Here is a 21540-nt window from a genome sequence, read left to right as displayed (position 1 = left end):
CTCAGCCGGCGGTGCGTGTCATGCGAACGGGAGCGGCGGGGCGCTCCGCGCGCCCCACCGCTCCCGTTCGTCGACCGTGGATCAGACGCCCGCGGCGGCCTTGGCGGCCAGCTCGCGACGGGCGAGGGTCTCCTCCGGGGTGGCGTAGTACGGGCTGGGCTGCTTGCCCATGCCGGCCATCGACATCGCCTTGCCGACGACACCGCCGAGCAGGACCACGCCCAGGCCCACCCAGAAGAGCCAGACGGCGGGGATGATCATCGCAACGCCGCTGACCGTGAAGCCGATGAAGGCGATGGTCGAGCCGGTCCAGGCGGCGGGGGTGTGGCCGTGCGCGGTTGCCGACATCTGATGGTGCTCCTTGAATCTGCGGGGCCCGGCCGGACTGCGGGCGCCCGTCGGGTTGACTCGTCCATTGTGCCGGGCCCACACACCCGACCCCAAGCGGGGGTCCGCCGCGGTGGTTACACCGGAGGGCGCGCCGGGGGGCCGAAGGCCCCCAGGGGCGCGAGGAACTGCGCGCAGGGGAACGGCAACACCTGCAACTGGCTCGCGTGCCCCGATCTCACACCGGGCCGCCTTCCGGACTCGCGCAGTTCCCCACGCCCCTGGAGGCCCCTGCGGGGCCCCGGGGTCGACCACCGCTACGCCGTCGGGTCCTCGCCGCGGTCCAGGGCCTGCCAGATGTCCGCGGGGGTGCCCGCGCCCTTCGGCTTCGGCGCCGCCTTCCGGGCCGGGGCCTCGTACCGGGCGCCCATGGCCGGCCAGGACCGGCCATGACGCACCGTCAGGGCACCCGCCGCCGCCAGCAGCAGCCCGCCGGCGAAGGCCACCCAGGGCCAGGCGGTGTGGCTCACCTGCTCGGCCGAGGCGCTCACCAGGGCCAGCTTCTTGGCCGCCGCCGAGTGCAGCGCGGCACCGTCGGTGGCGCCCAGCGCCGCGGCCACCGCCGCACCGAGCCCGGCCAGCGTCAGCAGCGCGCCGACCACCAGCTTGCCGACCCCGCGCACCGCGAACACCGCCACCGCCGAGGCCAGCCCGACCAGCGCGAGCCCGCCCGGCAGGCCCGACACCGCGCTCCCGGTCGCCGACACCTCCAACTGCCCCCCGGCCGTCCCCTCGGCCCACACCCGGCTCACCGCAGTCAGCACCAGCACCGCCCCCAGCACCGTGCACCCCAGCATCACCCCGAGCATCCGCCGCCCCTTCGGGCTCGGAGCAGCGGTCTCGACGGGTTCGGCGGTACGGGGCGAAGGCAGCTCGGTGGTCACCCGTCCACTATCCCCGAGCCGTACACCGACGGTTCACCGGGGGTCAGCCGGAGGCCTTCAGCGTGTTGGCGGTGGCGACGGCGCGCAGGACGGCGGCGGCCTTGTTGCGGCACTCGGTGTCCTCGGCGTGCGGATCGGAGTCGGCGACCACGCCGGCGCCGGCCTGGACGTAGGCGGTGCCGGAGCGCAGGAGGGCGGTGCGGATGGCGATGGCGGTGTCGGAGTCGCCGGCGAAGTCGAGGTAGCCGACGCAGCCGCCGTAGAGGCCGCGGCGGGTGGGTTCGAGCTCCTCGATGATCCGCATGGCGCGCGGCTTGGGGGCGCCGGAGAGGGTCCCGGCCGGGAAGCAGGCGGTGAGCACGTCGAAGGCGGTGCGGCCGGGGGCGACCTTGCCGGTGACGGTGGAGACGATGTGCATCACGTGGCTGTACTTCTCGATCGACATGAAGTCGACCACCTCGACGCTGCCCGGCTCGCAGACCCGGCCCAGGTCGTTGCGGCCCAGGTCGACCAGCATCAGGTGCTCGGCCCGCTCCTTCGGGTCGGCCAGCAGCTCGGCCGCCAGCTCGGCGTCCTCGTGCGGGGTGGCGCCCCGGTGCCGGGTGCCGGCGATCGGGTGCAGCATCGCCTGACCGTCCGTCACCTTGACCAGCGCCTCGGGGCTGGAGCCGACCACGTCGAAGCCGCCCTCGGCGGTGCCGTCCGGCCCGGGGAAGCGGAACAGGTACATGTACGGGCTGGGGTTGGTGGTGCGCAGCACCCGGTAGACGTCCAAGGCCTTTGCGGCGCAGGGCACTTCGAAGCGCTGCGAGGGCACCACCTGGAAGGCCTCGCCGGCCCGGATGCGCTCCTTGACCTCCTCGACGGCGGCCCGGTAGGGCGCCCCGCCGAACGGCGAGTGCGGCTCCACGGCGGTCGGGGTGAAGGTGGCCAGGCCCGGGTCGACCGGGCGGGCCAGGTCGGCCTGCATGGCGTCCAGGCGGGCCACCGCGTCCGCGTACGCCTCGTCCACGCCCGAGGCCAGGTCGTTGTGGTTGACCGCGTTGGCGATCAGCACCACCGAGCCGTCGGCGTGGTCCAGCACCGCGAGGTCGGTGGCCAGCAGCATGGTCAGCTCGGGGAGCTGGAGGTCGTCCGGGGTGAGGTTGGGCAGCTTCTCCAGCCGCCGCACCACGTCGTAGCCGAGGTAGCCGACCAGGCCGCCGGTGAGCGGCGGCAGGCCGTCGTCGTCGTGGCGCGGGGTGTGCAGCGCCTCCAGGGTGGAGCGCAGCACCGCGAGCGGGTCGCCGGTGGTGGGGATGCCGACCGGCGGGGTGCCGTGCCAACGGGCGTTGCCGTCCCGGTCGGCGGTGAGGGTGGCGGCGCTGCGGACCCCGACGAAGGAGTAGCGCGACCAGTTGCCCTGCTCGGCCGACTCCAGCAGGAAGGTGCCCGGTCGCTCCCCGGCCAGGCTGCGGTAGAGCCCGATCGGGGTGAGGCCGTCCGCGAGGAGCCGACGGGAGACCGGGATGACCCGGGTGTCCACTGCGAGTTTGCGGAAGGTCTCGAGATCCATGGGGCTGGGCACCGTTCGGTCGAAGGGGAGGTCAGCGGTTCAGGAGAGCGGGAGCACGTCGGCGTCGAAGCAGGTGCGGGCGCCGGTGTGGCAGGCCGCGCCGGTCTGGTCGACCTTCACCAGCAGGGTGTCCCCGTCGCAGTCCAGGGCGACCGACTTGACCGTCTGGACGTGGCCGGAGGTGTCGCCCTTCACCCAGTACTCGCTGCGGCTGCGGCTCCAGTAGGTGCAGCGGCCGGTGGTGAGGGTGCGGTGCAGCGCCTCGTCGTCCATCCAACCGAGCATCAACACCTCGCCGGTGTCGTACTGCTGGGCGACGGCGGGCAGCAGGCCGTCGGCGGTCCGCTTCAGCCGGGCGGCGATCGCCGGGTCGAGCGCGGTGCTGCCGGGGGCGGCGGGAGTGATCGACATGGGGCCCATTGTGGCAGCTCGGCCCCGCTCCCCCGGCCCTCGTCCGGGCACCGGGCACCCCGCGCCCGGCTCATCCCGCTGACGGGCTCTCACATCCGGCCGGCCAGACCACCTCCACGTACAACCCGGCCGCCCTGGCCGCCGCGACCAGCTCGGCCGGGGCACCGGGGGTGACGCCGTCCCAGACCGCGACCAGCTCGTCGATCATCCCGACCATCGCCCGGCAGGTGTCGTCGCCGAGGCCGCCGTACTGCTCGGGCGCCAGGCGGTGCACCGCGTTGGCCTGGTTGAGCAGGGAGCGGACGGTGGAGCGGGCGGGCCCGGCGAAGGCTCCCGCCTGGGCCGTGGACGCGGACAGGACGACCTCCAGCTTGCCGCCGTGGTCCAGCACGGACTGGGCGAACCAGCTCTCCGGCCCCTGGCCCAGGCAGCTGACGCCGATCAGGTCGTGCGGGGTGTGCGAGGTGACGAGGCGCCAGAGCTCGCCCCGGACCAGCATCTCGCTGAGGTCGGAGAGACCCTCGTGACCGACGATGCCTACGCGCATGAGTTGACCCCTTGGGTGAGGGTCGTGCCGCAGGCAGGGTACCCGTGCGGGGCGGCGTCCCGGCGGGGCGGGGCCTCAGTACAGGGTGATCCGGATGCGGCGGGCCGGGCGGTCCAGCCAGGGGCCGAAGACGTTGTTGGCCAGGAAGGCGCCGGCGGCGCTCAGCAGGGCGACCACCACGGGGAGGGTGGGGGCCTCCATCAGCAGGTAGAGCGGGGACTCGGGGATGACCAGGCCCCAGACCGCGAAGGAGAAGGCGGCCATGAAGGTCTCCGCGACGGGGCCCCGGCGGTCCCGGCCGGGAGGCTGCTTGACGGGGGTGTCCACGGCGGCCGCAGCCGCGGCCGCTCCGACGGCCGGGACGAGGGCGGACGCGCCGGCGGGGCCGTCCACCCCGGGCGGCTTCTGCGGCGGGGCCGTGACGGGCGGCTCGGCCGCGGGTTCCTGTCCCTGCTCCGCGGGCGGCGCCTTGTCGAGCGAGTACGCGAGCGGCACGGCCATGACCGTCGCCAGCACGCAGCCGCCGTAGAGCCACCAGCGCAGCGGGAGGTAGCTGTCCTGGGCGTCGGCCGCCAGCACGCTGGTGAGCACGCCGAGCACGGTGGTGTAGAGCGCCACCACCTCCACCGGGACGGTGTTGAGCAGCGAGCTGAGATCGGTGGCCTTCTCCTTGGGCTCCGCGGCCTCGCCACCGCCGCCCTGCTGCCCCTGGGCCGGCTGCGCCGGCCGGACCGCGACGGCCTTCGCTCCCGGCGGGCCGAGCACGGGCAGCGCGGCCGCCCTGGTGCGGATGTGGGCCCCCTTGGCGATGCTGCGGATGGTGCTCATCGGGTCCTCCGGGTGGATTCGCGGATCCCGTCGCCGAGGCCGACGGGATCGGGTGGTGTCAGAGGAGGACGTCCGGCCCGTCCTGGTGGGCGAGGCAGGCGCGCAGGTCCTGGACGTAGCAGTGGTCGAAGGCGTGCGGCGCGGTCACCGTGCCGCCGACGAGGTGGCCCAGCAGACGGCCCCGGTACGGGCCGGAGTCGACCATCGCGAGGCTGCCGGAGTCGCCGTACCCGAGTGGTTCCGAGGTGACGACCTGCCAGAGCGTCAGCCACTGCCGGTCGGCGTCGCCGAGCTGTTCGAGGGCGCCGGTGACGGTGCCCCGGCAGCGGCCGGAGCGGCCGCCGTAGACGGAGACGGCGAGCGGCCCGTACGGCGGGCCGGGTGCGGGCAGCGGGCCGGCGTGGGTGACGGTGGCGGTGTCGTCCGGCGGGGCGATCCGGACCACCGCGTAGTCGTAGCCGCCGATCGGCCCGAGGCCCAACGGGTCGTTCCAGCGCACCACTTGGCCGCTCACCCAGCCGAGCGGAGCGCCCCGTCCGGTGGCCGCGACCTCGACCCGGCCACCGCTGCCGGAGACCAGGTGCCCGGCGGTCAGGAAGGCCGGGGCGCCCAGGTGGGTGCAGGTCAGGCCGACGGTGCCCCGGCCGCCGGGCGGGGCCACCACCTGGTCGGTCGGGTCGATCCGGGCGGCCGGGACCGGACGGCCCGTCACGTCGATCCGCGTTCCGGGCGCGAGCTCCCAGCCGGCCAGCAGGTCCGTCACCGGCGAGCCCTCGCTCCGGAGGTCCTCCCAGCGGTACCGGCCCGGGCCGGCCGCCCCGGCCTCGGCCGCGTTCACCACCACCAGCGGAGAGCCCCACCGGCCGTCGGCCCCGGGTGCGCTGCCGACGCCCCAGACCAGCGGCTGCCGGAGGGGTTCGGTGCGCCCGAGGGCCGACCGCAGCAGGGCCAGCAGCCGGCGCGTCTCGACGCGTAAGCGCTGCGTCTGCGGATCCGTGGGCTCCCACCACATGGGGTGCCTCCCGTGGCTCGTCCTCCCTCCATGCTGCTGCCGCCCGCCGGGCTCCGCGCGGCCTGGGCCGGCTCCGGGAACGGGCTGACGGGACGGGGTGCGGGCGGACAGAATGTGGGCTCCGGAGAGTCGAGGGGGGCTGGGATGAGGCGGCGTCGGGTGGTGGCCACGGTGGTGGCCGTGCTGGTGCTGGTCGTGGGGGCCGTGGTGCTGTTCTGGCCGGAGCCGGCGAGGAAGCCGGCGGCCGCCCCGCCGCCGAGCCCGAGCGCCTCGCCCAGCCCCTCGCCGACCCGGGAGCGGCCGCCGTACCCGTTCTTCTGGCCGGGCGAGTGCTTCGACCACCCGCAGCTCAGCAAGGTGATCACGCTGCCCGAACTGCGCCCCTGCGAGGCCCCGCACGACGGCGAGGGGGTGGCCGTGGTCAAGCTCCCGGAGGGCCTCGCGGACGACGCCGACATCGCCCGGGCGCTGCGCCAGCTCTGCGAACCCGCGGCCGCCGAGTGGCAGGCCCGGCAGACCTCCGGCGGCCCGTACTACGGCTACCCGATCGGGCCGTCCGTGAAGCACTACTCCCAGGGCCACCGCGACGCCTCCTGCACCCTCTCGGCCAGCAACAGCCAGCAGGGCCGCAAGCTCACCGGCCACCTCGCCGGGTCGACCGCCGCCCCCTGACCACGAGCGGCACGGACCGGCCCGGTGCTGGTCCGCCTTCCTTCCGGGCAGTTCCTCGCCCCCGGGGGTCACCACGACGGCGCCCCCGATCGCCGGTCCGTCTAAGGTGGCCGCATGACGAGCTTTGCGCGCGGGGAGCGGGAGCGGCTGGCCGATCTGCTGGCGGCGGCGGGGCCGGAGGCGCCGACGCTCTGCATCGGGTGGACCACGCGGGACCTGGCGGCCCATCTGGTGCTGCGGGAGCGGCGGTTGGACGCGGCGGCCGGCATCCGGATCGGGCCGCTGGCGGGGTGGACGGCGCGGGTGCAGGAGCGCTACCGGGCCCGCCCGTACGAGGAGTTGCTGCGGTTGGTGCGCACCGGCCCGGGGTTCTCGCCGTTCGCGCTGCCCGGGGTGGACGAGGCGGCCAACCTGGTCGAGTACTACGTGCACGCCGAGGACGTCCGCCGGGCCGGGCCCGGGTGGAAGCCGGAGCCGGTCGCCCCGTCGATGGCCGAACTGCTCTGGAAGCGGCTGCCGATGCTGGTCCGGCTGGAGGCCGGGCGGCGGCTGCCCGTGCTGCTGGTGCTGCGGCGCCCGGACGGCCAGTCGGTGGCGGTCGGCCGGCAGGGCGGACCGGCGGTCGAGGTGCGGGGCGAGCCGGGCGAGTTGGTGCTGTACGCCTTCGGGCGCGGCGAACGGGCGGCGGTCGAGGTCGCCGGGGAGCGCGAAGCGATGGAGGCGCTCCGGGTGGTCCTGCCGTTCGGGTGACGGGCCGTCAGGCCCGGCGCGCGGTTGTCGGTGGGCGGTGGCAGGCTGGGCGGGTCCGACCGACCCGTCCTCCTCCGAGGGAGCTCTCCGCCATGCTCAGCACCGACTTCCGGACCGGTTCGCCGAACTGGCTGGACCTGGGCAGCCCCGACACCGCGGCGGCCGCCGCCTTCTACGGGGCGGTGTTCGGCTGGTCCTTCGAATCGGCCGGGTACGAGGCCGGCGGCTACGGCTTCTTCCGGCACGACGGGAGGACGGTCGCCGCGCTCGGCCCGCTCACCGAGGAGGGCGCGCACTCCGCCTGGACGGTGTACTTCCACACGCCCGACGCGGACGGCACCGCGAAGGCGGTCGAGCAGGCCGGTGGCACCGTCCGGGTCTCCCCCGACGACATCCCCGGGGCGGGCCGGCTCGCGGCGTTCACCGATCCGGCGGGCGGTCAGTTCGCTGTCTGGCAGCCGGGCGGGATCGCCGGCCTGGAGGCCACCACCGTCCCGGGCAGCTTCTGCTGGGCCGAGCTGCACACACCCGACCCGACGGGCGCGCGGGGCTTCTACGGCGCGCTCTTCGGCTGGCGCTACGAGCAGGTCGAGGTGCCCGGGATGACGTACACCGTGCTCTCCACCGCCGAGGGCGAGGACCAGCAGCGCGCCTCCTTCGGCGGCATCGCCCCGGCCCAGCCCGGCCACGACGAGGCCGGCTGGCTCCCCTACTTCGAGGTCACCGACCCGGACGCGACCATCGAGCGCGCGACGACCCACGGCGGCGCCGTCCTGCTCCCCGGCATGGACGCCCCCGGCATCGGCCGGATGGCCTGGCTTACCGATCCGTTCGGCGCCCGCTTCGCCATCATCCGCAGCGAGGCCTGACGGCCGGTCGGCACGAGGGGCCCGGGCGGGCGGCGCGACGGGGACACGGCGCAGGCGCCGGAGAACGGGCGGGGAAGGCGGTGCGGGCCACCGGGGCCCGGGCGGACGGCACCCGGCCGTCGCGACACGGGCCGGACGGGCAGCGGGTGCCGGCCGCCGGGGCAGCCCGGGCTGCCTGACACCTCCTCAAGTCCCCCCGTGTCCCGGATCAGCTGCTGACAGCGCGACCACTCGTGTGCGAAGCTGCACGAATTCGCCACCCGGACCCGCGGGGGCACGGGGGACGTACGGGGGAACACCACCATGGGCGGACGTGTGCCCGGACCGGGGAGCCGGCTGCGGCCGGTGCTGGCCCTGGTGGCGGTGGGCTGTCTGGCCTTCGCCGCGTTGGCGCTGCGACCGTCGGAGGGGCCCTCCCTGCTGAAGGCCACCGGACCGCTCGCGCGGTACGGCCCGCTGCTCGGCCTGGCCTTCGGGGCCGCCGGGATCGCGGTGATCGTGAAGTACCGCACCGTGCTCGCCGAGGCGATGCGGGGGAAGCTGAGCCCGGTGGCCGAGCGCCTGGCCGGAGCCGCCACCGCGGTGCTGCGGGTGACGGTCGTGGTGCTGCCGCTGTTCCTGCTGCTGCTCTCCGCGAAGTCCTGCGACCACTCCCTCCCCCCCGAGCCGGCCCCGAGCCCCTCCCCCTCGCTGAGCCGCGGGCCGGACCCGGGGCGGCCGAGCACCGAGACCTCCTGGGTCGAGATCGTGGTGGCCCTGATCGGGCTCGCCCTGGTGGTGCTGCTGGTGGTGACGGTGGTGGTGATGGTGGTCCACTGGCTGCGCGAGCGCCGACGACGCCTGCACCGCCTGCGCTTCAGGATCACCAAGGGCGCCGGGGCGGTCAGCGAGGAGGCGCTCGCCGAGGCGGTCGCCTCCGGCCGCCGGGCGCTGACCGGCGACGACGCCCGGACCGCCGTGATCGCCTGCTACCTGGCCATGGAGACCTCGCTGGCCGAGTCCGGCGTGGTCCGGCACGATTCGGACAGCCCGGCGGACCTGCTGCACCGGGCCGCCCTGGCCGGGGTGGTGACGGGGCCTCACCCGCAGTCGCTGGCCACGCTGTTCCGGGAGGCCCGCTACTCCAGCCACCCGATGGGCGAGCCGCACCTGGCCCGGGCCCGGTCCGCGCTGGACGCCATCGCCGCTCAACTCGGCCACCCCGCTGAGCCGTCCGACGCGGAGCCGTCCACCACCGGGCCGTCCGACACCGGGCAGCCGGCACCGACCGGGGAGGCCCGATGACGGGGCGGTACGCCCAGGGGCGCCACCGGCCGGACCCTCAGGTCCGCACCGAGGCCCGCCTGCTCCGCGAGCGCCCGGTCGGCCGGTGGTCGCTGGCCGTGCTGGCCGGGACGGCGGCCGCTGCCGAGACCGTGCTGGCCCTGACCGCCGGGGCGGCCGTCGCGACCGGCGGGGCCCTGCTGTTCGCGGCGGTCGGGCTGCTCACCGCCCGGTACGTGGCCGGGGCCGAGTCCGAGGACGGCCTGTCCTCCCGTACCCAGCGGATGGTCGAGCAGCGGACGGCCGGCCTGGGCGACTGGCGCCCGGCGGTGGAGGGCGCGCTGGCCGGCCACCCGGAGGACGTGGCGCTGCTGCGCGCGCGGCTGCAGCGCCTCTACGACTCCCGGCTGACGGAACGTCACGGCGTCTCGCTGCACCACGAGCCGCGGGCGGCCGCCGCCCTGGTCGGGCCGGGCGTCTGGCGGCTGATCGACCTGGACACCGAGTTCGACGGCCCGGTGCCGCCCGCCCTGCTCCGCTCCGCCGTGGACGGTCTGCAGACCGTCTGACCCGCGCCACCACCACCCCGACGACCAGTCCCCGAGGAGTCCCGTGACCATCACCGAAGCCGCAGCCGCGGCCCCCGCCGCCCCGCTCCCCGCGCTGACCCCGCGTCAGGCCGGCGAGCTGGCCCGCGAGGTGCTGGCCGAGGTCGGCGGCGCCGTGGTCGGCAAGCCGGAGGCGCTCGAACTGGTGATGCTCGGCGTGCTGGCCGGCGGCCACGTCCTGATCGAGGACCTGCCCGGCCTGGGCAAGACCCTGCTGGCCCGCTCCTTCGCCACCGCGCTGGGCCTGGACTTCCGGCGCATCCAGTTCACCCCGGACCTGCTGCCCTCGGACGTCTCCGGCGCGCCGTTCTACGACCAGTCCAGCGGGGAGATGGTCTTCCGGCCCGGCCCGGTCTTCACCCACCTGCTGCTGGCCGACGAGATCAACCGCACGCCCCCGAAGACCCAGGCCGCGCTGCTGGAGGCGATGGCCGAGGCCCAGGTCTCGGTGGACGGGGTGACCAGGAAGCTGCCGGACCCGTTCGTGGTGATCGCCACCGCCAACCCGATCGAGTACGAGGGCACCTACGGCCTGCCCGAGGCGCAGCTGGACCGCTTCCTGCTCCGGGTCCGGATGGGCTACCTGGCCACCGAGCAGGAGGAGGCCATGCTCCGCGCCCGGCTGGACCGTTCGGCCCCCGAGCCCACGGTGCGCCGGCTCACCGACCCGGCCCAGGTGCTGGCGATGCGCGCCGCCCTGGAGCGGGTCGAGGTGGACGACGACCTGGTGGCGTACGTGGTGGCCCTGCTGGCCGCCACCCGCGCGCACCCGCAGATCCAGGTCGGCGCCTCGCCGCGCGGCGGGCTGGCGCTGGTCCAGCTGGCCCGGGCCCGGGCGGTGCTGGACGGTCGGGACTACGTGGTGCCGGAGGACGTCAAGGGCCTGGTGGTCCCGGCCCTGGCCCACCGGATCTCGCTCCAGCCGGAGCTGTGGGTGCGTCAGATCAACGCCGACGAGGTGGTGGCCGGGCTGATACCGAACGTCAAGGCCCCGCAGACCGTCCCGGCCGCCGCCGCCCGCACCGCCGACGGGGCCGGCCGGCCGTGAACCTGACGCCCCGTCGGGGAGCGGCCGCGCCCGGCGGGCCGGCCCCGCTCGCCCTGGTCCAGCCGCCCGCCGAGCCGCCCACCCACTGGCGGGCCGGCGAGCGGACCCTGCGGCTGCTCACCGTCACCGTCGCGGCGGTGGCCGCCGCCCTGCTCACCGGCCACGCCTGGGTGCTGGCGGTGGCGGCCGGCCCGCTGGTGCTGCTGGTGCTGGCCACCTCCGGCGAGGGCCGTCCGACGGTCGGCGGCGCCGAGGCCGCGGTCTCCGCCCGCCGCCTCTTCGAGGGCGAGACCGTCGAGGCCCGGATCGAGCTCGCGGTCGGCGGCACCCACGGACGGATCGTCCCCCGTCCGTACCCGGGCCCCGGGGTCGCGGTGGAGGCGGTGGACGTCACCGGCACCACCGTCACGCTGCGGCTCACCCCGCACCGCTGGGGCCGGTGGAGCCTGGGCACGGTGGACGTGGACGTGTACGACGGCGGCGGGCTGGCCCGGCGCACCGTCCGGGTGGAGCTGGGCGAGGCGCAGGTCTTCCCGATGCCCACCCACTCCGCGCTGACCCCGATCCCGGTCCGGCTGCCCGAGCGGCTCGGCGAGCACACCGCCCGCCAGCGCGGCGAGGGGGTGGAGGTGACGGGCGTGCGCCCGCACGTCTGGGGCGAGCGGCAGCGCCGGATCCACTGGCCGTCCACCACCCGCCGGGGCTCGGTGCAGCTCAACCAGTTCGCGGCCGAGCGGGCCGCCGACACGGTGGTGCTGCTGGACGCGCTCGGCGACTACTACGACCCGTCCAACGGCGTCTCCAGCCTGGACGAGACGGTCCGGGCCGGCGCCGGGATCGCCAAGGCCTACCTGCGCAGCCACGACCGGGTCGGCGTGCTGTCGATCGGCGGCACCACCCGCTGGCTGGTCCCGGGCACCGGCGGGGGCTACTTCCACCGCCTGGTGGAGACGGTCCTGGAGGTCCGCCGCGACCTCGGCTACCACCTCCCCGACCTGGCCGGGCTGCCCCGCCAGGTGATCCCGGCCGACGCCCTGGTGTACGTGATCACCACGCTCACCGACCACCGGGTGATGGAGGTGCTGCGGCACCTGACGGCCCGGGGGAACCCGGTGGTGGTCATCGAGGTGCCGATCGGCTCGCCCCGGCACGACGTCCGTGCGCTGAGCTCGGCCCGCCGGGAGGCCGCCGAACTCGCCGTCCGGCTCTGGCAGGCGGACCGCGAGGCCAGCCGCTTCGCCCTGCGGGCCCGGGGCGTCCCGGTGCTGCCGCTCACCCCGGACGCCGGGCTGGACCTGACCCTGGCACCGCTGCTGCGCGCCCGGGTCCGGGGGAGGAACCGATGAACCGTCACCTGCCGTCGTCCGCCGCGACCGCACGCGCGCTCGGCGTGCTGCTGGTGCTGGGGGTCGACGCCGCGCTGACCACCGTGCCCGCCGCCTGGCTGACGCTGCTGCCCTTCACCCTGCCGTTCGCCTGGTTCGCCGCCCCGCCCGCGCCCGGGCTGGTCCCGACCGGGTCCAGCTGGCAGGCCCAGCTGTCCCGTCGGCGCACCACCGCCTTCGCCACCGGCTGCACCGTCACCGCCGCCCTCGGCGACCCGCCGCTCTGGCTGGCGGCCGCCCTGACCCTGCTGCTGCTCGGCTACCTGCTGCACCTGGACGGCGCCGACCCGGACGCGGCCGACGACGCCCGACGCCCCGGCCGGGCGGTGGCGGCCTCCTTCGGCTCCGCCGTCCTGGTCCTGCTGGCCGCGGCCGCTCCGCTGGGCTCCTCCGCACCCGGCCCGCTGGTCGCGGTGCTGGCGGTGGCCGGCGCGGCGGCGGCCTGCGCCCTGGCCCTCCGGGGAAGCCCGGCTGACCGGGACGACGAAGGCCCCCGGCCGGAGTGACCGGCGGGGGCCTTCGGGGGTGCGTCGGTCAGCGGACGGGGTGTCCGGACTCCCGCAGGCTGTCCTTGACCTGACCGATGGTCAGGTCGCCGAAGTGGAAGACGCTGGCGGCCAGCACCGCGTCCGCTCCGGCGTCCACCGCCGGGGCGAAGTCGGCCAGCTTGCCGGCTCCGCCGGAGGCGATCACCGGCACCGACACGGTCTTGCGGACGGCCCGGATCAGCTCCAGGTCGTAGCCGTCCTTGGTGCCGTCGGCGTCCATCGAGTTGAGCAGGATCTCGCCCGCGCCCAGCTCGGCGGCCCGGCCGGCCCACTCGACCGCGTCCAGGCCGGTGCCCTTCCGCCCGCCGTGGGTGGTGACCTCGAAACCGGAGGCGGTCTCGGTGCCCTCGGGGCAGCGGCGGGCGTCCACCGAGAGGACCAGGACCTGGCGGCCGAAGCGGGCGGCGATCTCCCGGATCAGCTCGGGGCGGGCGATGGCGGCGGTGTTGACGCCGACCTTGTCGGCCCCGGCCCGCAGCAGCTTGTCGACGTCCTCGACGGCGCGCACGCCGCCGCCGACGGTGAGCGGGATGAAGACCTGCTCGGCGGTGCGGCGCACCACGTCGTAGGTGGTCTCCCGGTCGCCGGAGGAGGCGGTGATGTCGAGGAAGGTCAACTCGTCGGCGCCCTGGGCATCGTAGAGCTTGGCCAGCTCGACCGGGTCACCGGCGTCGCGCAGGTTCTGGAAGTTGACGCCCTTCACCACCCGGCCGGCGTCCACGTCCAGGCAGGGGATGACTCGTACGGCGAGGGTCACTGCTTCGTACCTTCCAGGGTGCTGGCGAGCCCGGTGCGGTGGGCGTCGATCTCGATCTCCACCATCATCCGGGAGTCGATCAGGCCCTCCACCACGACCATGGTGGCGGCGGGCCGGGCGGCGGCGAACAGCGCGGCGTGCGCGCGGCCCACCTCCTCGGCGTCCCGGACGTGGGTGATGTACATCCGGGTGCGGATCACGTCCTCGGCGGTCAGGCCGTAGGCGGTGAGCGCCTTGAGGCCGATCTCGAAGGCGGCCAGGGTCTGGTGGTACGGGTCGCCCTCGTGGGCGATCGCGCCGTCGACCCAGGCGGTGGTGCCGGCCACGTGCACGTAGTCACCGGCGGCCACCGCGCGGGAGTAGCCGAACTCCGCCTCCCACGGGGAGGCACCGCTCAGCTTGCCGCCGACCAACCGGTACTCCGTCATGAAACCGCCTCCAAGGCCTCGGCGAGGGTGAACTTGCCCTCGTAGAGTGCCTTGCCCACGATCGCCCCCTCGACACCCAGGCCGGTGAGTCCGGCGATGGCCCGCAGGTCCTCCAGCGAGGAGACGCCGCCGGAGGCCACCACCGGGCGGTCGGTGGCGGCGCAGACCTTGCGCAGCAGTTCGAGGTTGGGGCCGGTCAGGGTGCCGTCCCGGTCGACGTCGGTGACCACGTAGCGGGCGCAGCCCTCGGCGTCGAGACGGGCCAGCGCCTCGAACAGGTCGCCGCCCTCGCTGGTCCAGCCGCGGCCGCGCAGGGTGGTGCCGATCACGTCCAGGCCGACCGCGATCCGGTCGCCGTGCTCGGCGATGGCCTTGGCCACCCACTCGGGCTTCTCCAGCACGGCGGTGCCGAGGTTGACCCGGCGGCAGCCGGTGGCCAGCGCGGCGGCCAGCGTCTCGTCGTCGCGGATGCCGCCGGAGAGCTCGACCTTGATGTCCAGCGCGCCGGAGACCTGCCGGACGATCTCGCGGTTGTCACCGGTGCCGAACGCGGCGTCCAGGTCCACCAGATGCAGCCACTCGGCGCCCGCCTCCTGCCAGGCCAGGGCGGCCGCGAGGGGCTCGCCGAAGGACTTCTCGGTGCCGGACGCGCCCTTGGTCAGACGGACGGCCAGGCCGTCGCGGATGTCGACGGCGGGCAGCAGTTCGAGGCGGCTCATCGGTGCAACTTTCCTGATCTGTAAGGGAGTTGTCAGGTTGTCAGAGGGTGTTGACCCAGTTGGTCAGCAGCGCGGCACCCGCGTCGCCGGACTTCTCGGGGTGGAACTGGGTGGCCCAGAGCGGGCCGTTCTCCACCGCCGCGACGAACGGGTGGCCGTGGGTGGTCCAGCTGACCTTGGGGGCGCGGATGTTCTCGTTGGTGATCCGCAGCTCCCACTCGCGCACGCCGTAGGAGTGCACGAAGTAGAAGCGGGTGTCGGCGTCCAGGCCGGCGAACATCCGGCTGCCCTCGGGCACGTCCACCGTGTTCCAGCCCATGTGCGGGACGACCGGGGCGTCCAGCGGGCCGACCGTGCCGGGCCACTCGTCGCAGCCGGCCGTCTCGACGCCGTGCTCGACGCCCTTCTCGAACAGGATCTGCATGCCGACGCAGATGCCCATCACCGGGCGGCCGCCGGACAGCCGGCGGCCGATGATCTGCTCGCCGCGGACCGCCTTGAGGCCGCGCATGCAGGCCTCGAAGGCGCCGACGCCCGGCACCAGCAGGCCGTCGGCGTCCATCGCGGTCTTGAAGTCGGAGGTCACGGTGACGTTCGCGCCGGTCCGCTCGACCGCGCGCTGGGCCGAACGGAGGTTGCCCGAGCCGTAGTCGAAGACCACAACGTTCTTTGCCATCAGGGGAGTTCCGTCTCTTGCTAGTGACTCAGAGCCGCATCAGGCCGGAGGCGAGGCACATCACGGCGCCGAACGCGAGGACCGCGATCACGCCCTTGGACTGCTTCTGCTTCCAGAACGAGTAGACGCCACCGGTCAGGAAGAGCCCGACGATGATCAGCAGAGTTGACGCGGTCACAGTGCACCCTTGGTCGAGGGGAGGATGCCCGCCGCGCGCGGGTCGCGCTCGGAGGCATAGCGGAGTGCCCGCGCCAGCGCCTTGAACTGGCATTCCACGATGTGGTGGGCGTTCCGACCGTACGGCACGTGCACGTGCAGGGCGATGGCGGCCTGGGCCACGAAGGACTCCAGGATGTGCCGGGTCATCGTGGTGTCGTAGCTGCCGATCATCGGCGCCATGTTCTCCGGCTCGGTGTGCACCAGGTAGGGGCGGCCGGAGAGGTCCACGGTGACCTGGGCGAGCGACTCGTCCAGCGGCACGGTGCAGTTGCCGAAGCGGTAGATGCCGACCTTGTCGCCGAGCGCCTGCCGGAAGGCGGCGCCCAGCGCGAGGGCGGTGTCCTCGATGGTGTGGTGGGTGTCGATGTGCAGATCGCCCTCGGTCTTCACGGTGAGGTCGAAGAGACCGTGGCGGCCGAGCTGGTCGAGCATGTGGTCGTAGAACCCGACGCCCGTGGAGATGTCGGTCTTGCCGGTGCCGTCCAGGTCGATCTCGACCAGGACGGCGGTCTCCTTGGTGGTGCGCTCGATGCGTCCGATGCGGGACATGAGGGTCAAAGCTCCTTGGTGGCGGTGCGGACGGCGTCGAGGAACGCGTCGTTCTCGGCCGGGGTGCCGGCCGTGACGCGCAACCAACCCGGGACGCCGTTGTCGCGGACCAGCACGCCTTGGTCGAGGATGGCCTGCCACACCGCGTGGGTGTCGGCGAAGCGGCCGAACTGGATGAAGTTCGCGTCGGAGTCGGTGACTTCGAGGCCGAGCCCGCGCAGCGCGGTGACCAGCCGGTCCCGCTCGGCCTTCAGCCGCTCCACGTAGCCGAGCAGGGTCTCGGTGTGCTCCAGGCAGGCCAGCGCGGTGGCCTGGGTGACGGCGCTCAGGTGGTACGGCAGCCGGACCAGCTGCACCGCGTCCACCACCGCCGGGGCCGCCGCCAGGTAGCCGAGCCGCAGCCCGGCGGCGCCGAAGGCCTTGGACATGGTGCGGGTGACCACCAGGTTGGGCCGGCCCTCGATCATCGGCAGCAGCGAGGCGCGGTGCGAGAACTCCACGTACGCCTCGTCCACGATCACCAGGCTGGGCCGGGCCGCCTGGGCGGCCTCGTAGAGCGCCAGCACGGTGTCGGCCGCGACGGCGGTGCCGGTCGGGTTGTTCGGCGAGCAGACGAAGACCACGTTGGGCCGCTGCTCGGCGATCGCCGCCTTGGCCGCCTCCAGGTCGATGGTGAAGTCCTCGTTGCGCGGCCCGGAGATCCACGTCGTGCCGGTGCCGCGGGAGATGAGGGCGTGCATCGAGTACGAGGGCTCGAAGCCGAGCGCGCTGCGGCCGGGGCCGCCGAAGGTCTGGAGCAGCTGCTGGAGGACCTCGTTGGAACCGTTGGCGGCCCAGACCTGGTCCTTCGTCACCCGGTGGCCGGTGGTGTCGCTCAGGTACGCGGCCAGGCCGGTGCGCAGCTCCACCGCGTCCCGGTCGGGGTAGCGGTTGAGGTTGCGGGCCGCCTCGGCCACCCGCTCGGCGATCCGGGCCACCAGCGGCTCGGGCAGCGAGTACGGGTTCTCGTTGGTGTTCAGCTGGACGGGCACGTCCAACTGCGGTGCGCCGTACGGGGACTGGCCGCGCAGCTCGTCCCGGATCGGGAGGTCGTCGATGTTCGTCACGCGTCCGGAACCGTCCATCCGAATCGGGCCTTGATGGCGTCGCCGTGCCCCGGGAGGTCCTCGGCGGTGGAGAGGTTGACCACGTGCGCGGCGATGCCCGCCAGCGCGTCGCGGTCGTACTCGACGACCTGCACGCCGCGCAGGAAGGTCTGCACCGACAGGCCGGAGCTGTGGCAGGCACAACCCCCGGTCGGCAGCACGTGGTTGGAGCCGGCCGCGTAGTCGCCGAGCGAGACCGGGGTGTACCGGCCGAGGAAGATCGCGCCCGCGTTGCGGACCTTCGCCGCGACGGCGTGCGGGTCCCGGGTCTGGATCTCCAGGTGCTCGGAGGCGTAGGCGTTCACCACGTCCAGGCCCTGGTCGAGCGAGTCGACCAGGATGATGCCGGACTGCGGGCCGCCCAGCGCCTCGGCCACCCGCTCCGAGTGCTTGGTCTTCGCGACCTGGGTCTTGAGCTCGGCCTCGACCGCCTCGGCAAGCTCGGAGGAGTCGGTGACCAGCACCGAGCCCGAGGTCGGGCCGTGCTCGGCCTGGCTGATCAGGTCGGCGGCCACCTCCGCGGCGTCCGCCGTGTCGTCCGCGAGCACCATGATCTCGGTCGGGCCGGCCTCGGAGTCGATGCCGATCTTGCCCGCGAAGTAGCGCTTGGCGGCGGCCACGTAGATGTTGCCCGGCCCGGTCACCACGTTGACCGGCTCGCACTCCTCGGTGCCCAGCGCGAACATCGCCACCGCCTGCGCACCGCCGACCGCGTACACCTCGGTGACGCCGAGCAGCTGACACGCCGCCAGGATGGTCGGGTGGACGCGCCCGCCGACGGCCTTCTGCGGCGGGGAGGTGACGGCGATCCCCTGGACGCCGGCCTCCTGCGCGGGGACCACGCTCATCACCACGGAGGACGGGTACACGGCCAGGCCGCCGGGGACGTACATGCCGACCCGGTCGACCGGGATCCACCGGTGCGTCACGGTGCCGCCGGGCACCACCTGGGTGGTGTGCCCCTCGCGGCGCTGGTCGGCGTGCACGATCCGGGCGCGGCGGATCGACTCCTCCAGCGCGGCGCGCACCTTCGGGTCCAGCGTCTCCAGGGCCTCGGCCAGCTGCTCGGCGGGCACCCGGGTGGACTCCAGCCGGACGCCGTCGAAGCGCTCGGTCAGCTCGATCAGCGCCGTGACCCCACGATGGCGTACGTCCTCCGCGATCGGCCGCACCTTCTCCAGGGCGGCTTCCACGTCGAACTCGGCACGGGGCAGCACGGAGCGCGGGTCGACGGAGGAGCCGCGCAGATCGATTCGAGAGATCACGTGCCCCAGTGTAAGGAGTGGCCGGAACCCGAGGTCTCTCATTTCAGTCCGTGATACGAAGGGCGAGACAGACGAAGATCACGGGGGAGGCAGCGGTGGAGCGACCGCCGGAGGACTGGACGGCCGTCGAGCGGGGGCTCTGGGAGGCCTTCCGGCACGGGGAGCTGTACGACCTGCGCAGCTGGCGCGAGGACGGCGAGGACAGTGTCCTCAGCACCGCCGAGTGGCCCGAGAGCCGCCATGTACGGGCCGAGGTACTGGCCACCCTGCTGCTCGACGGACCGCCGGCCGCCTCCGGCCGGGTCGCCTCGATCAAGCTCAGCGGCGCCTACGTCACCGGCGCGCTGCGCCTCGCCGGGGCCCGGATCGACCACTACGTCGAACTGCACGACTGCCGCTTCGAGAAGAAGGTGCTGATCTCCGAGGCACAGGCGAGCACACTCCGTCTGATCCGCTGTCTGATACCCCGGCTGGAGGCCTCCCGGCTGGCCACCGAGGGCGACCTGCACCTGGCCCGCTGCGTCTTCCCGCAGGGCATCCGGCTGACCGACGCCAAGATCGGCACCGACCTGCTGCTCAACCAGGCCACCATCGGCGGCGACAAGTTCGGCCGCGCGCTGGCCGCCGACGGCCTCAAGGTCCAGCAGGACTGCGAGATCGAGCGGGCCTTCGTGCACGGCGAGGTCTCCCTGCGCACCGCCCACATCGGCGGCCGGCTCTCCTTCCGCGGCGCCCAGCTGCACGCCGTGCCCGGCCGCTACTGCCTCAACCTGGCCCACATCGCGGTCGGCAACACCATGTACCTCGGCGGCTCGCTGGACGGCGGCTGGGCCGACTCCCACTCCATCTACGGCGACGGCTACGGCGCCCCCGTCCCGGTCGACTCCCCCTCCACCCCGCTGCGCTGCTTCGGCGGGGTCCGGCTGGTCGACGGCCGGTTCGAGAACGCGCTGCTGATCACCCACGCCGAGTTCCACCTGACGGAGGGTCAGGAGCTCTCGCTGCGCCGCATCCAGACCCCGGAACTGCGCTTCACCTGCCACACCCCGCCCACCGGCAAGGTCTCGCTCTCCCGCGCCCGGATCGGCAACCTGGTCGACAACCCCGCCAGCTGGCCGCAGGACGGCCACGTCGGCCTCAACGGCTTCACCTACGAATCCCTGCGCCCCGACCGTCCGTTCAGCGTCGAGCAGCGGATCGCCTGGCTGGAGGGCGCGCTCGGCGAGTACCAGCCCGAGCCCTACGAGCAGCTCGCCGCCGCGCTGCGCCGGGACGGCCGGGACGAGGACGCCCGCGAGGTCCTCTACGCCAAGCACCGCCGCCGCCGCAGCACCCTTCCCATCCTCAGCCGCCTCTGGGGCCGCCTCCAGGACGCCACCGTCGGCTACGGCTACCGCCCCGGCCGGGCCGCCCTCTGGCTCGCCCTCGCCTGGGCCCTCGGCGCCGCCTGGTTCGCCACCCACGAACCGGCCCCCCTCAAGGCCGACGAGAAGGCCACCTGGAACCCCTACCTCTACTCCCTCTCCAAGGTCATCCCCCTCATCAACCTCGCCCCCGACACCTGGAACCCCGACCGCACCGGCCAGTTCGTCGCCGCCGCCCTGGTCCTCTCCGGCTGGGTCCTCGCCACCACCGTGGTCGCGGGCGCGACGCGGATGCTCCAGCGGGGGTGACCGTGCGGGCCGTGCCGTGCTGACGGGTAATCGGAGACGGGGGCGGGCGCGGCTGAACTACGCTGTGCGCCGTGACCGAACGCCTGCCGATCTTTCCGCTCAACACGGTGCTGTACCCCGGGTTGGTGCTGCCGCTGCACGTCTTCGAGGAGCGGTACCGGCGGCTGGTGGCCGATCTGGTGGCGCGGCCGGAGGAGGAGCCGCGGCGGTTCGGGGTGCTGGCGATCAAGGACGGGCGCGAGGTGGCGCCGGTACGGGAGAACGAAGGGCCGGCCGGGCCGTTGGACGGGCTGGGGACGGTGACCGGGGATCCGCTGGAGGCGCTGCACCACATCGGGTGCGTGGCGGACGTGGCCTCGGTGCAGGAGCAGCCGGACGGGCAGTACGAGCTGCTGGTGACCGGGACGACCCGGTTCTGGCTGCGCTCGGTGGACGTGACGGGCCCTTACCTGGTCGGTGAGATCGAGCCGATCGAGGAGAGGACGGGCGACGGCGCCGGGGCGCTGGCCTCCGGGGTGGAGCGGGCGTTCCGCGCGTACCAGCAGAAGCTGGCGGGCGCCAAGGAGGTCAGCCTGACCGGGCAGTCCGAGCTGCCGAACGATCCGCAGGTGCTGTCGTACCTGGTCGCGGCGGCGGCCGTGCTGCCGACCCCGGTGAAGCAGGAGTTGCTGGCCTGCCCGGACACCGAGGAGCGGCTGACCAAGGAGCTGGAGCTGCTGCGGCGGGAGACGGCGGTGATCTCCTGGCTGCCGTCGGTGCCGGGGGTGGACCTGACCCGGCAGAGCTTCAGCCCGAACTGAGGGAGCGGCAGGTCGTGGCGAAGAAGAAGCAGAGCGGCGGGGGCGGCACTCCGGCGACGGTGGCCCTGGAGGCGGCGGGCGTGGAGTTCACCGTCCACGCGTACCAGCACGACCCGGCGGCCGCCTCGTACGGCGGGGAGGCGGCGGAGCTGCTCGGGATCGAGGCCGGGCGGGTGTTCAAGACGCTGGTGGCCGAGGTGGACGGGAAGCTGACCGTCGGAGTGGTGCCGGTCTCCGGGCAGCTCGACCTCAAGGCGCTGGCCGGGGCGGTCGGCGGCAAGCGGGCGGCGATGGCCGACCCGGCGGCGGCCGAGCGGAGCAGCGGGTACGTGCTCGGCGGAATCTCGCCGCTGGGGCAGCGGAAGGCGCTGCCGACGGTGGTGGACGCGAGTGCGCTGGAGCACCCGACGGTGTACGTCTCGGCCGGGCGGCGGGGCCTGGAGGTCGAGCTGGCCCCGGCGGACCTGGTCGCGCTGACCCGGGCGGGAGTGGCCCGGATCGGCCGCTGACGGTTCGCCGGGCGGTGACGGTGGACGGAACCC

General features: G+C 74.3%; 26 protein-coding genes. 11 read left to right on the top strand and 15 right to left on the bottom strand.

Annotated elements, in window-relative coordinates:
- Positions 1–81: 81 nt before the first annotated feature.
- The 7 genes from ACWEPF_RS18890 to ACWEPF_RS18860 all read right to left on the bottom strand — a co-directional run bounded on the left by ACWEPF_RS18890 (position 82) and on the right by ACWEPF_RS18860 (position 5624).
- Positions 82–348 (bottom strand): HGxxPAAW family protein, encoded by a 267-nt coding sequence (locus tag ACWEPF_RS18890; protein WP_452173479.1) that lies wholly within the window; start codon positions 346–348, stop codon positions 82–84.
- 296 nt (positions 349–644) lie between these two features.
- Positions 645–1271, bottom strand: coding sequence for a TIGR02234 family membrane protein (locus ACWEPF_RS18885; protein WP_452173478.1), 627 nt, complete (start codon positions 1269–1271; stop codon positions 645–647).
- Positions 1272–1314: 43 nt separating this feature from the next.
- Positions 1315–2826: an anthranilate synthase component I gene (locus ACWEPF_RS18880; RefSeq protein ID WP_449797372.1), complete on the bottom strand. Its 1512-nt coding sequence runs from the start codon at positions 2824–2826 to the stop codon at positions 1315–1317.
- A 39-nt stretch (positions 2827–2865) separates the two neighbouring features.
- Positions 2866–3237, bottom strand: a complete 372-nt coding sequence (gene hisI / locus ACWEPF_RS18875) for a phosphoribosyl-AMP cyclohydrolase (protein WP_452173477.1) — start codon at positions 3235–3237, stop codon at positions 2866–2868.
- 70 nt (positions 3238–3307) lie between these two features.
- A complete protein-coding gene (locus tag ACWEPF_RS18870; protein WP_345284346.1) occupies positions 3308–3784 on the bottom strand; it encodes a hypothetical protein in 477 nt (158 codons plus the stop codon).
- Positions 3785–3859: 75 nt separating this feature from the next.
- Entirely contained in the window at positions 3860–4612 is a 753-nt protein-coding gene (locus tag ACWEPF_RS18865; RefSeq protein ID WP_452173476.1) for a hypothetical protein, read from the bottom strand.
- 58 nt (positions 4613–4670) lie between these two features.
- Positions 4671–5624, bottom strand: a complete 954-nt coding sequence (locus ACWEPF_RS18860; protein ID WP_452173475.1) for a hypothetical protein — start codon at positions 5622–5624, stop codon at positions 4671–4673.
- A gap of 144 nt (positions 5625–5768) precedes the next feature.
- Here ACWEPF_RS18860 and ACWEPF_RS18855 point away from each other — a divergent pair, with 144 nt between their 5' ends.
- The 8 genes from ACWEPF_RS18855 to ACWEPF_RS18820 all read left to right on the top strand — a co-directional run bounded on the left by ACWEPF_RS18855 (position 5769) and on the right by ACWEPF_RS18820 (position 12725).
- Positions 5769–6296 carry a hypothetical protein gene (locus ACWEPF_RS18855; protein WP_452173474.1) on the top strand — a complete coding sequence of 176 codons (528 nt, stop codon included), beginning with the start codon at positions 5769–5771 and terminating at the stop codon, positions 6294–6296.
- 114 nt (positions 6297–6410) lie between these two features.
- Complete coding sequence (locus ACWEPF_RS18850) at positions 6411–7046, top strand: TIGR03085 family metal-binding protein (RefSeq protein ID WP_452173473.1); 636 nt, start codon at positions 6411–6413, stop codon at positions 7044–7046.
- Between the two features lie 92 nt (positions 7047–7138).
- On the top strand, positions 7139–7915 hold the full coding sequence (locus ACWEPF_RS18845) for a VOC family protein (protein WP_449797376.1): 777 nt from the start codon (positions 7139–7141) through the stop codon (positions 7913–7915).
- 303 nt (positions 7916–8218) lie between these two features.
- A complete protein-coding gene (locus ACWEPF_RS18840; RefSeq protein WP_452173472.1) occupies positions 8219–9199 on the top strand; it encodes a DUF4129 domain-containing protein in 981 nt (326 codons plus the stop codon).
- Positions 9196–9747 (top strand): hypothetical protein, encoded by a 552-nt coding sequence (locus ACWEPF_RS18835; RefSeq protein WP_452173471.1) that lies wholly within the window; start codon positions 9196–9198, stop codon positions 9745–9747. The genes ACWEPF_RS18840 and ACWEPF_RS18835 overlap by 4 nt, the downstream gene beginning before the upstream one ends.
- A gap of 43 nt (positions 9748–9790) precedes the next feature.
- Positions 9791–10834 (top strand): AAA family ATPase, encoded by a 1044-nt coding sequence (locus tag ACWEPF_RS18830; protein ID WP_452173470.1) that lies wholly within the window; start codon positions 9791–9793, stop codon positions 10832–10834.
- Positions 10831–12180 (top strand): DUF58 domain-containing protein, encoded by a 1350-nt coding sequence (locus ACWEPF_RS18825; protein WP_452173469.1) that lies wholly within the window; start codon positions 10831–10833, stop codon positions 12178–12180. Before ACWEPF_RS18830 ends, ACWEPF_RS18825 begins: the two co-directional genes overlap by 4 nt.
- Entirely contained in the window at positions 12177–12725 is a 549-nt protein-coding gene (locus ACWEPF_RS18820) for a hypothetical protein (RefSeq protein ID WP_452173468.1), read from the top strand. Before ACWEPF_RS18825 ends, ACWEPF_RS18820 begins: the two co-directional genes overlap by 4 nt.
- Before the next feature lie 28 nt (positions 12726–12753).
- Here the strand turns inward: ACWEPF_RS18820 and hisF are convergent, their stop codons facing one another.
- From hisF to hisD, 8 genes are read right to left on the bottom strand one after another with little or no spacing between them, the layout of a single operon-like run.
- Complete coding sequence (gene hisF, locus ACWEPF_RS18815) at positions 12754–13524, bottom strand: imidazole glycerol phosphate synthase subunit HisF (protein WP_452173467.1); 771 nt, start codon at positions 13522–13524, stop codon at positions 12754–12756.
- Entirely contained in the window at positions 13521–13952 is a 432-nt protein-coding gene (locus ACWEPF_RS18810) for a Rid family hydrolase (RefSeq protein WP_452173466.1), read from the bottom strand. Before ACWEPF_RS18810 ends, hisF begins: the two co-directional genes overlap by 4 nt.
- Positions 13949–14671, bottom strand: coding sequence for a bifunctional 1-(5-phosphoribosyl)-5-((5-phosphoribosylamino)methylideneamino)imidazole-4-carboxamide isomerase/phosphoribosylanthranilate isomerase PriA (priA, locus tag ACWEPF_RS18805; RefSeq protein WP_402298350.1), 723 nt, complete (start codon positions 14669–14671; stop codon positions 13949–13951). Before priA ends, ACWEPF_RS18810 begins: the two co-directional genes overlap by 4 nt.
- Before the next feature lie 40 nt (positions 14672–14711).
- The gene (gene hisH / locus ACWEPF_RS18800) at positions 14712–15347 is read right to left on the bottom strand and encodes an imidazole glycerol phosphate synthase subunit HisH (protein WP_345286384.1); all 636 of its coding nucleotides are present in this window, start codon (positions 15345–15347) and stop codon (positions 14712–14714) included.
- Positions 15348–15375: 28 nt separating this feature from the next.
- Entirely contained in the window at positions 15376–15525 is a 150-nt protein-coding gene (locus ACWEPF_RS18795) for a hypothetical protein (RefSeq protein WP_345286386.1), read from the bottom strand.
- Positions 15522–16115, bottom strand: coding sequence for an imidazoleglycerol-phosphate dehydratase HisB (gene hisB / locus ACWEPF_RS18790; protein WP_345286388.1), 594 nt, complete (start codon positions 16113–16115; stop codon positions 15522–15524). The genes ACWEPF_RS18795 and hisB overlap by 4 nt, the downstream gene beginning before the upstream one ends.
- Before the next feature lie 5 nt (positions 16116–16120).
- Positions 16121–17221 carry a histidinol-phosphate transaminase gene (locus tag ACWEPF_RS18785; protein WP_452173465.1) on the bottom strand — a complete coding sequence of 367 codons (1101 nt, stop codon included), beginning with the start codon at positions 17219–17221 and terminating at the stop codon, positions 16121–16123.
- Positions 17218–18525 carry a histidinol dehydrogenase gene (hisD, locus tag ACWEPF_RS18780; protein ID WP_452173464.1) on the bottom strand — a complete coding sequence of 436 codons (1308 nt, stop codon included), beginning with the start codon at positions 18523–18525 and terminating at the stop codon, positions 17218–17220. The genes ACWEPF_RS18785 and hisD overlap by 4 nt, the downstream gene beginning before the upstream one ends.
- Before the next feature lie 95 nt (positions 18526–18620).
- Here hisD and ACWEPF_RS18775 point away from each other — a divergent pair, with 95 nt between their 5' ends.
- The 3 genes from ACWEPF_RS18775 to ybaK all read left to right on the top strand — a co-directional run bounded on the left by ACWEPF_RS18775 (position 18621) and on the right by ybaK (position 21507).
- Positions 18621–20198 carry an oxidoreductase gene (locus tag ACWEPF_RS18775; protein WP_345286394.1) on the top strand — a complete coding sequence of 526 codons (1578 nt, stop codon included), beginning with the start codon at positions 18621–18623 and terminating at the stop codon, positions 20196–20198.
- Positions 20199–20269: 71 nt separating this feature from the next.
- Positions 20270–20998: an LON peptidase substrate-binding domain-containing protein gene (locus ACWEPF_RS18770; RefSeq protein ID WP_449797383.1), complete on the top strand. Its 729-nt coding sequence runs from the start codon at positions 20270–20272 to the stop codon at positions 20996–20998.
- A 14-nt stretch (positions 20999–21012) separates the two neighbouring features.
- Complete coding sequence (gene ybaK / locus ACWEPF_RS18765) at positions 21013–21507, top strand: Cys-tRNA(Pro) deacylase (protein ID WP_345286397.1); 495 nt, start codon at positions 21013–21015, stop codon at positions 21505–21507.
- Positions 21508–21540 lie beyond the last annotated feature (33 nt).

It is taken from the genome of Kitasatospora sp. NPDC004289 (assembly GCF_053602875.1).
This window is presented reverse-complemented; position numbering and strand designations above follow the sequence as displayed.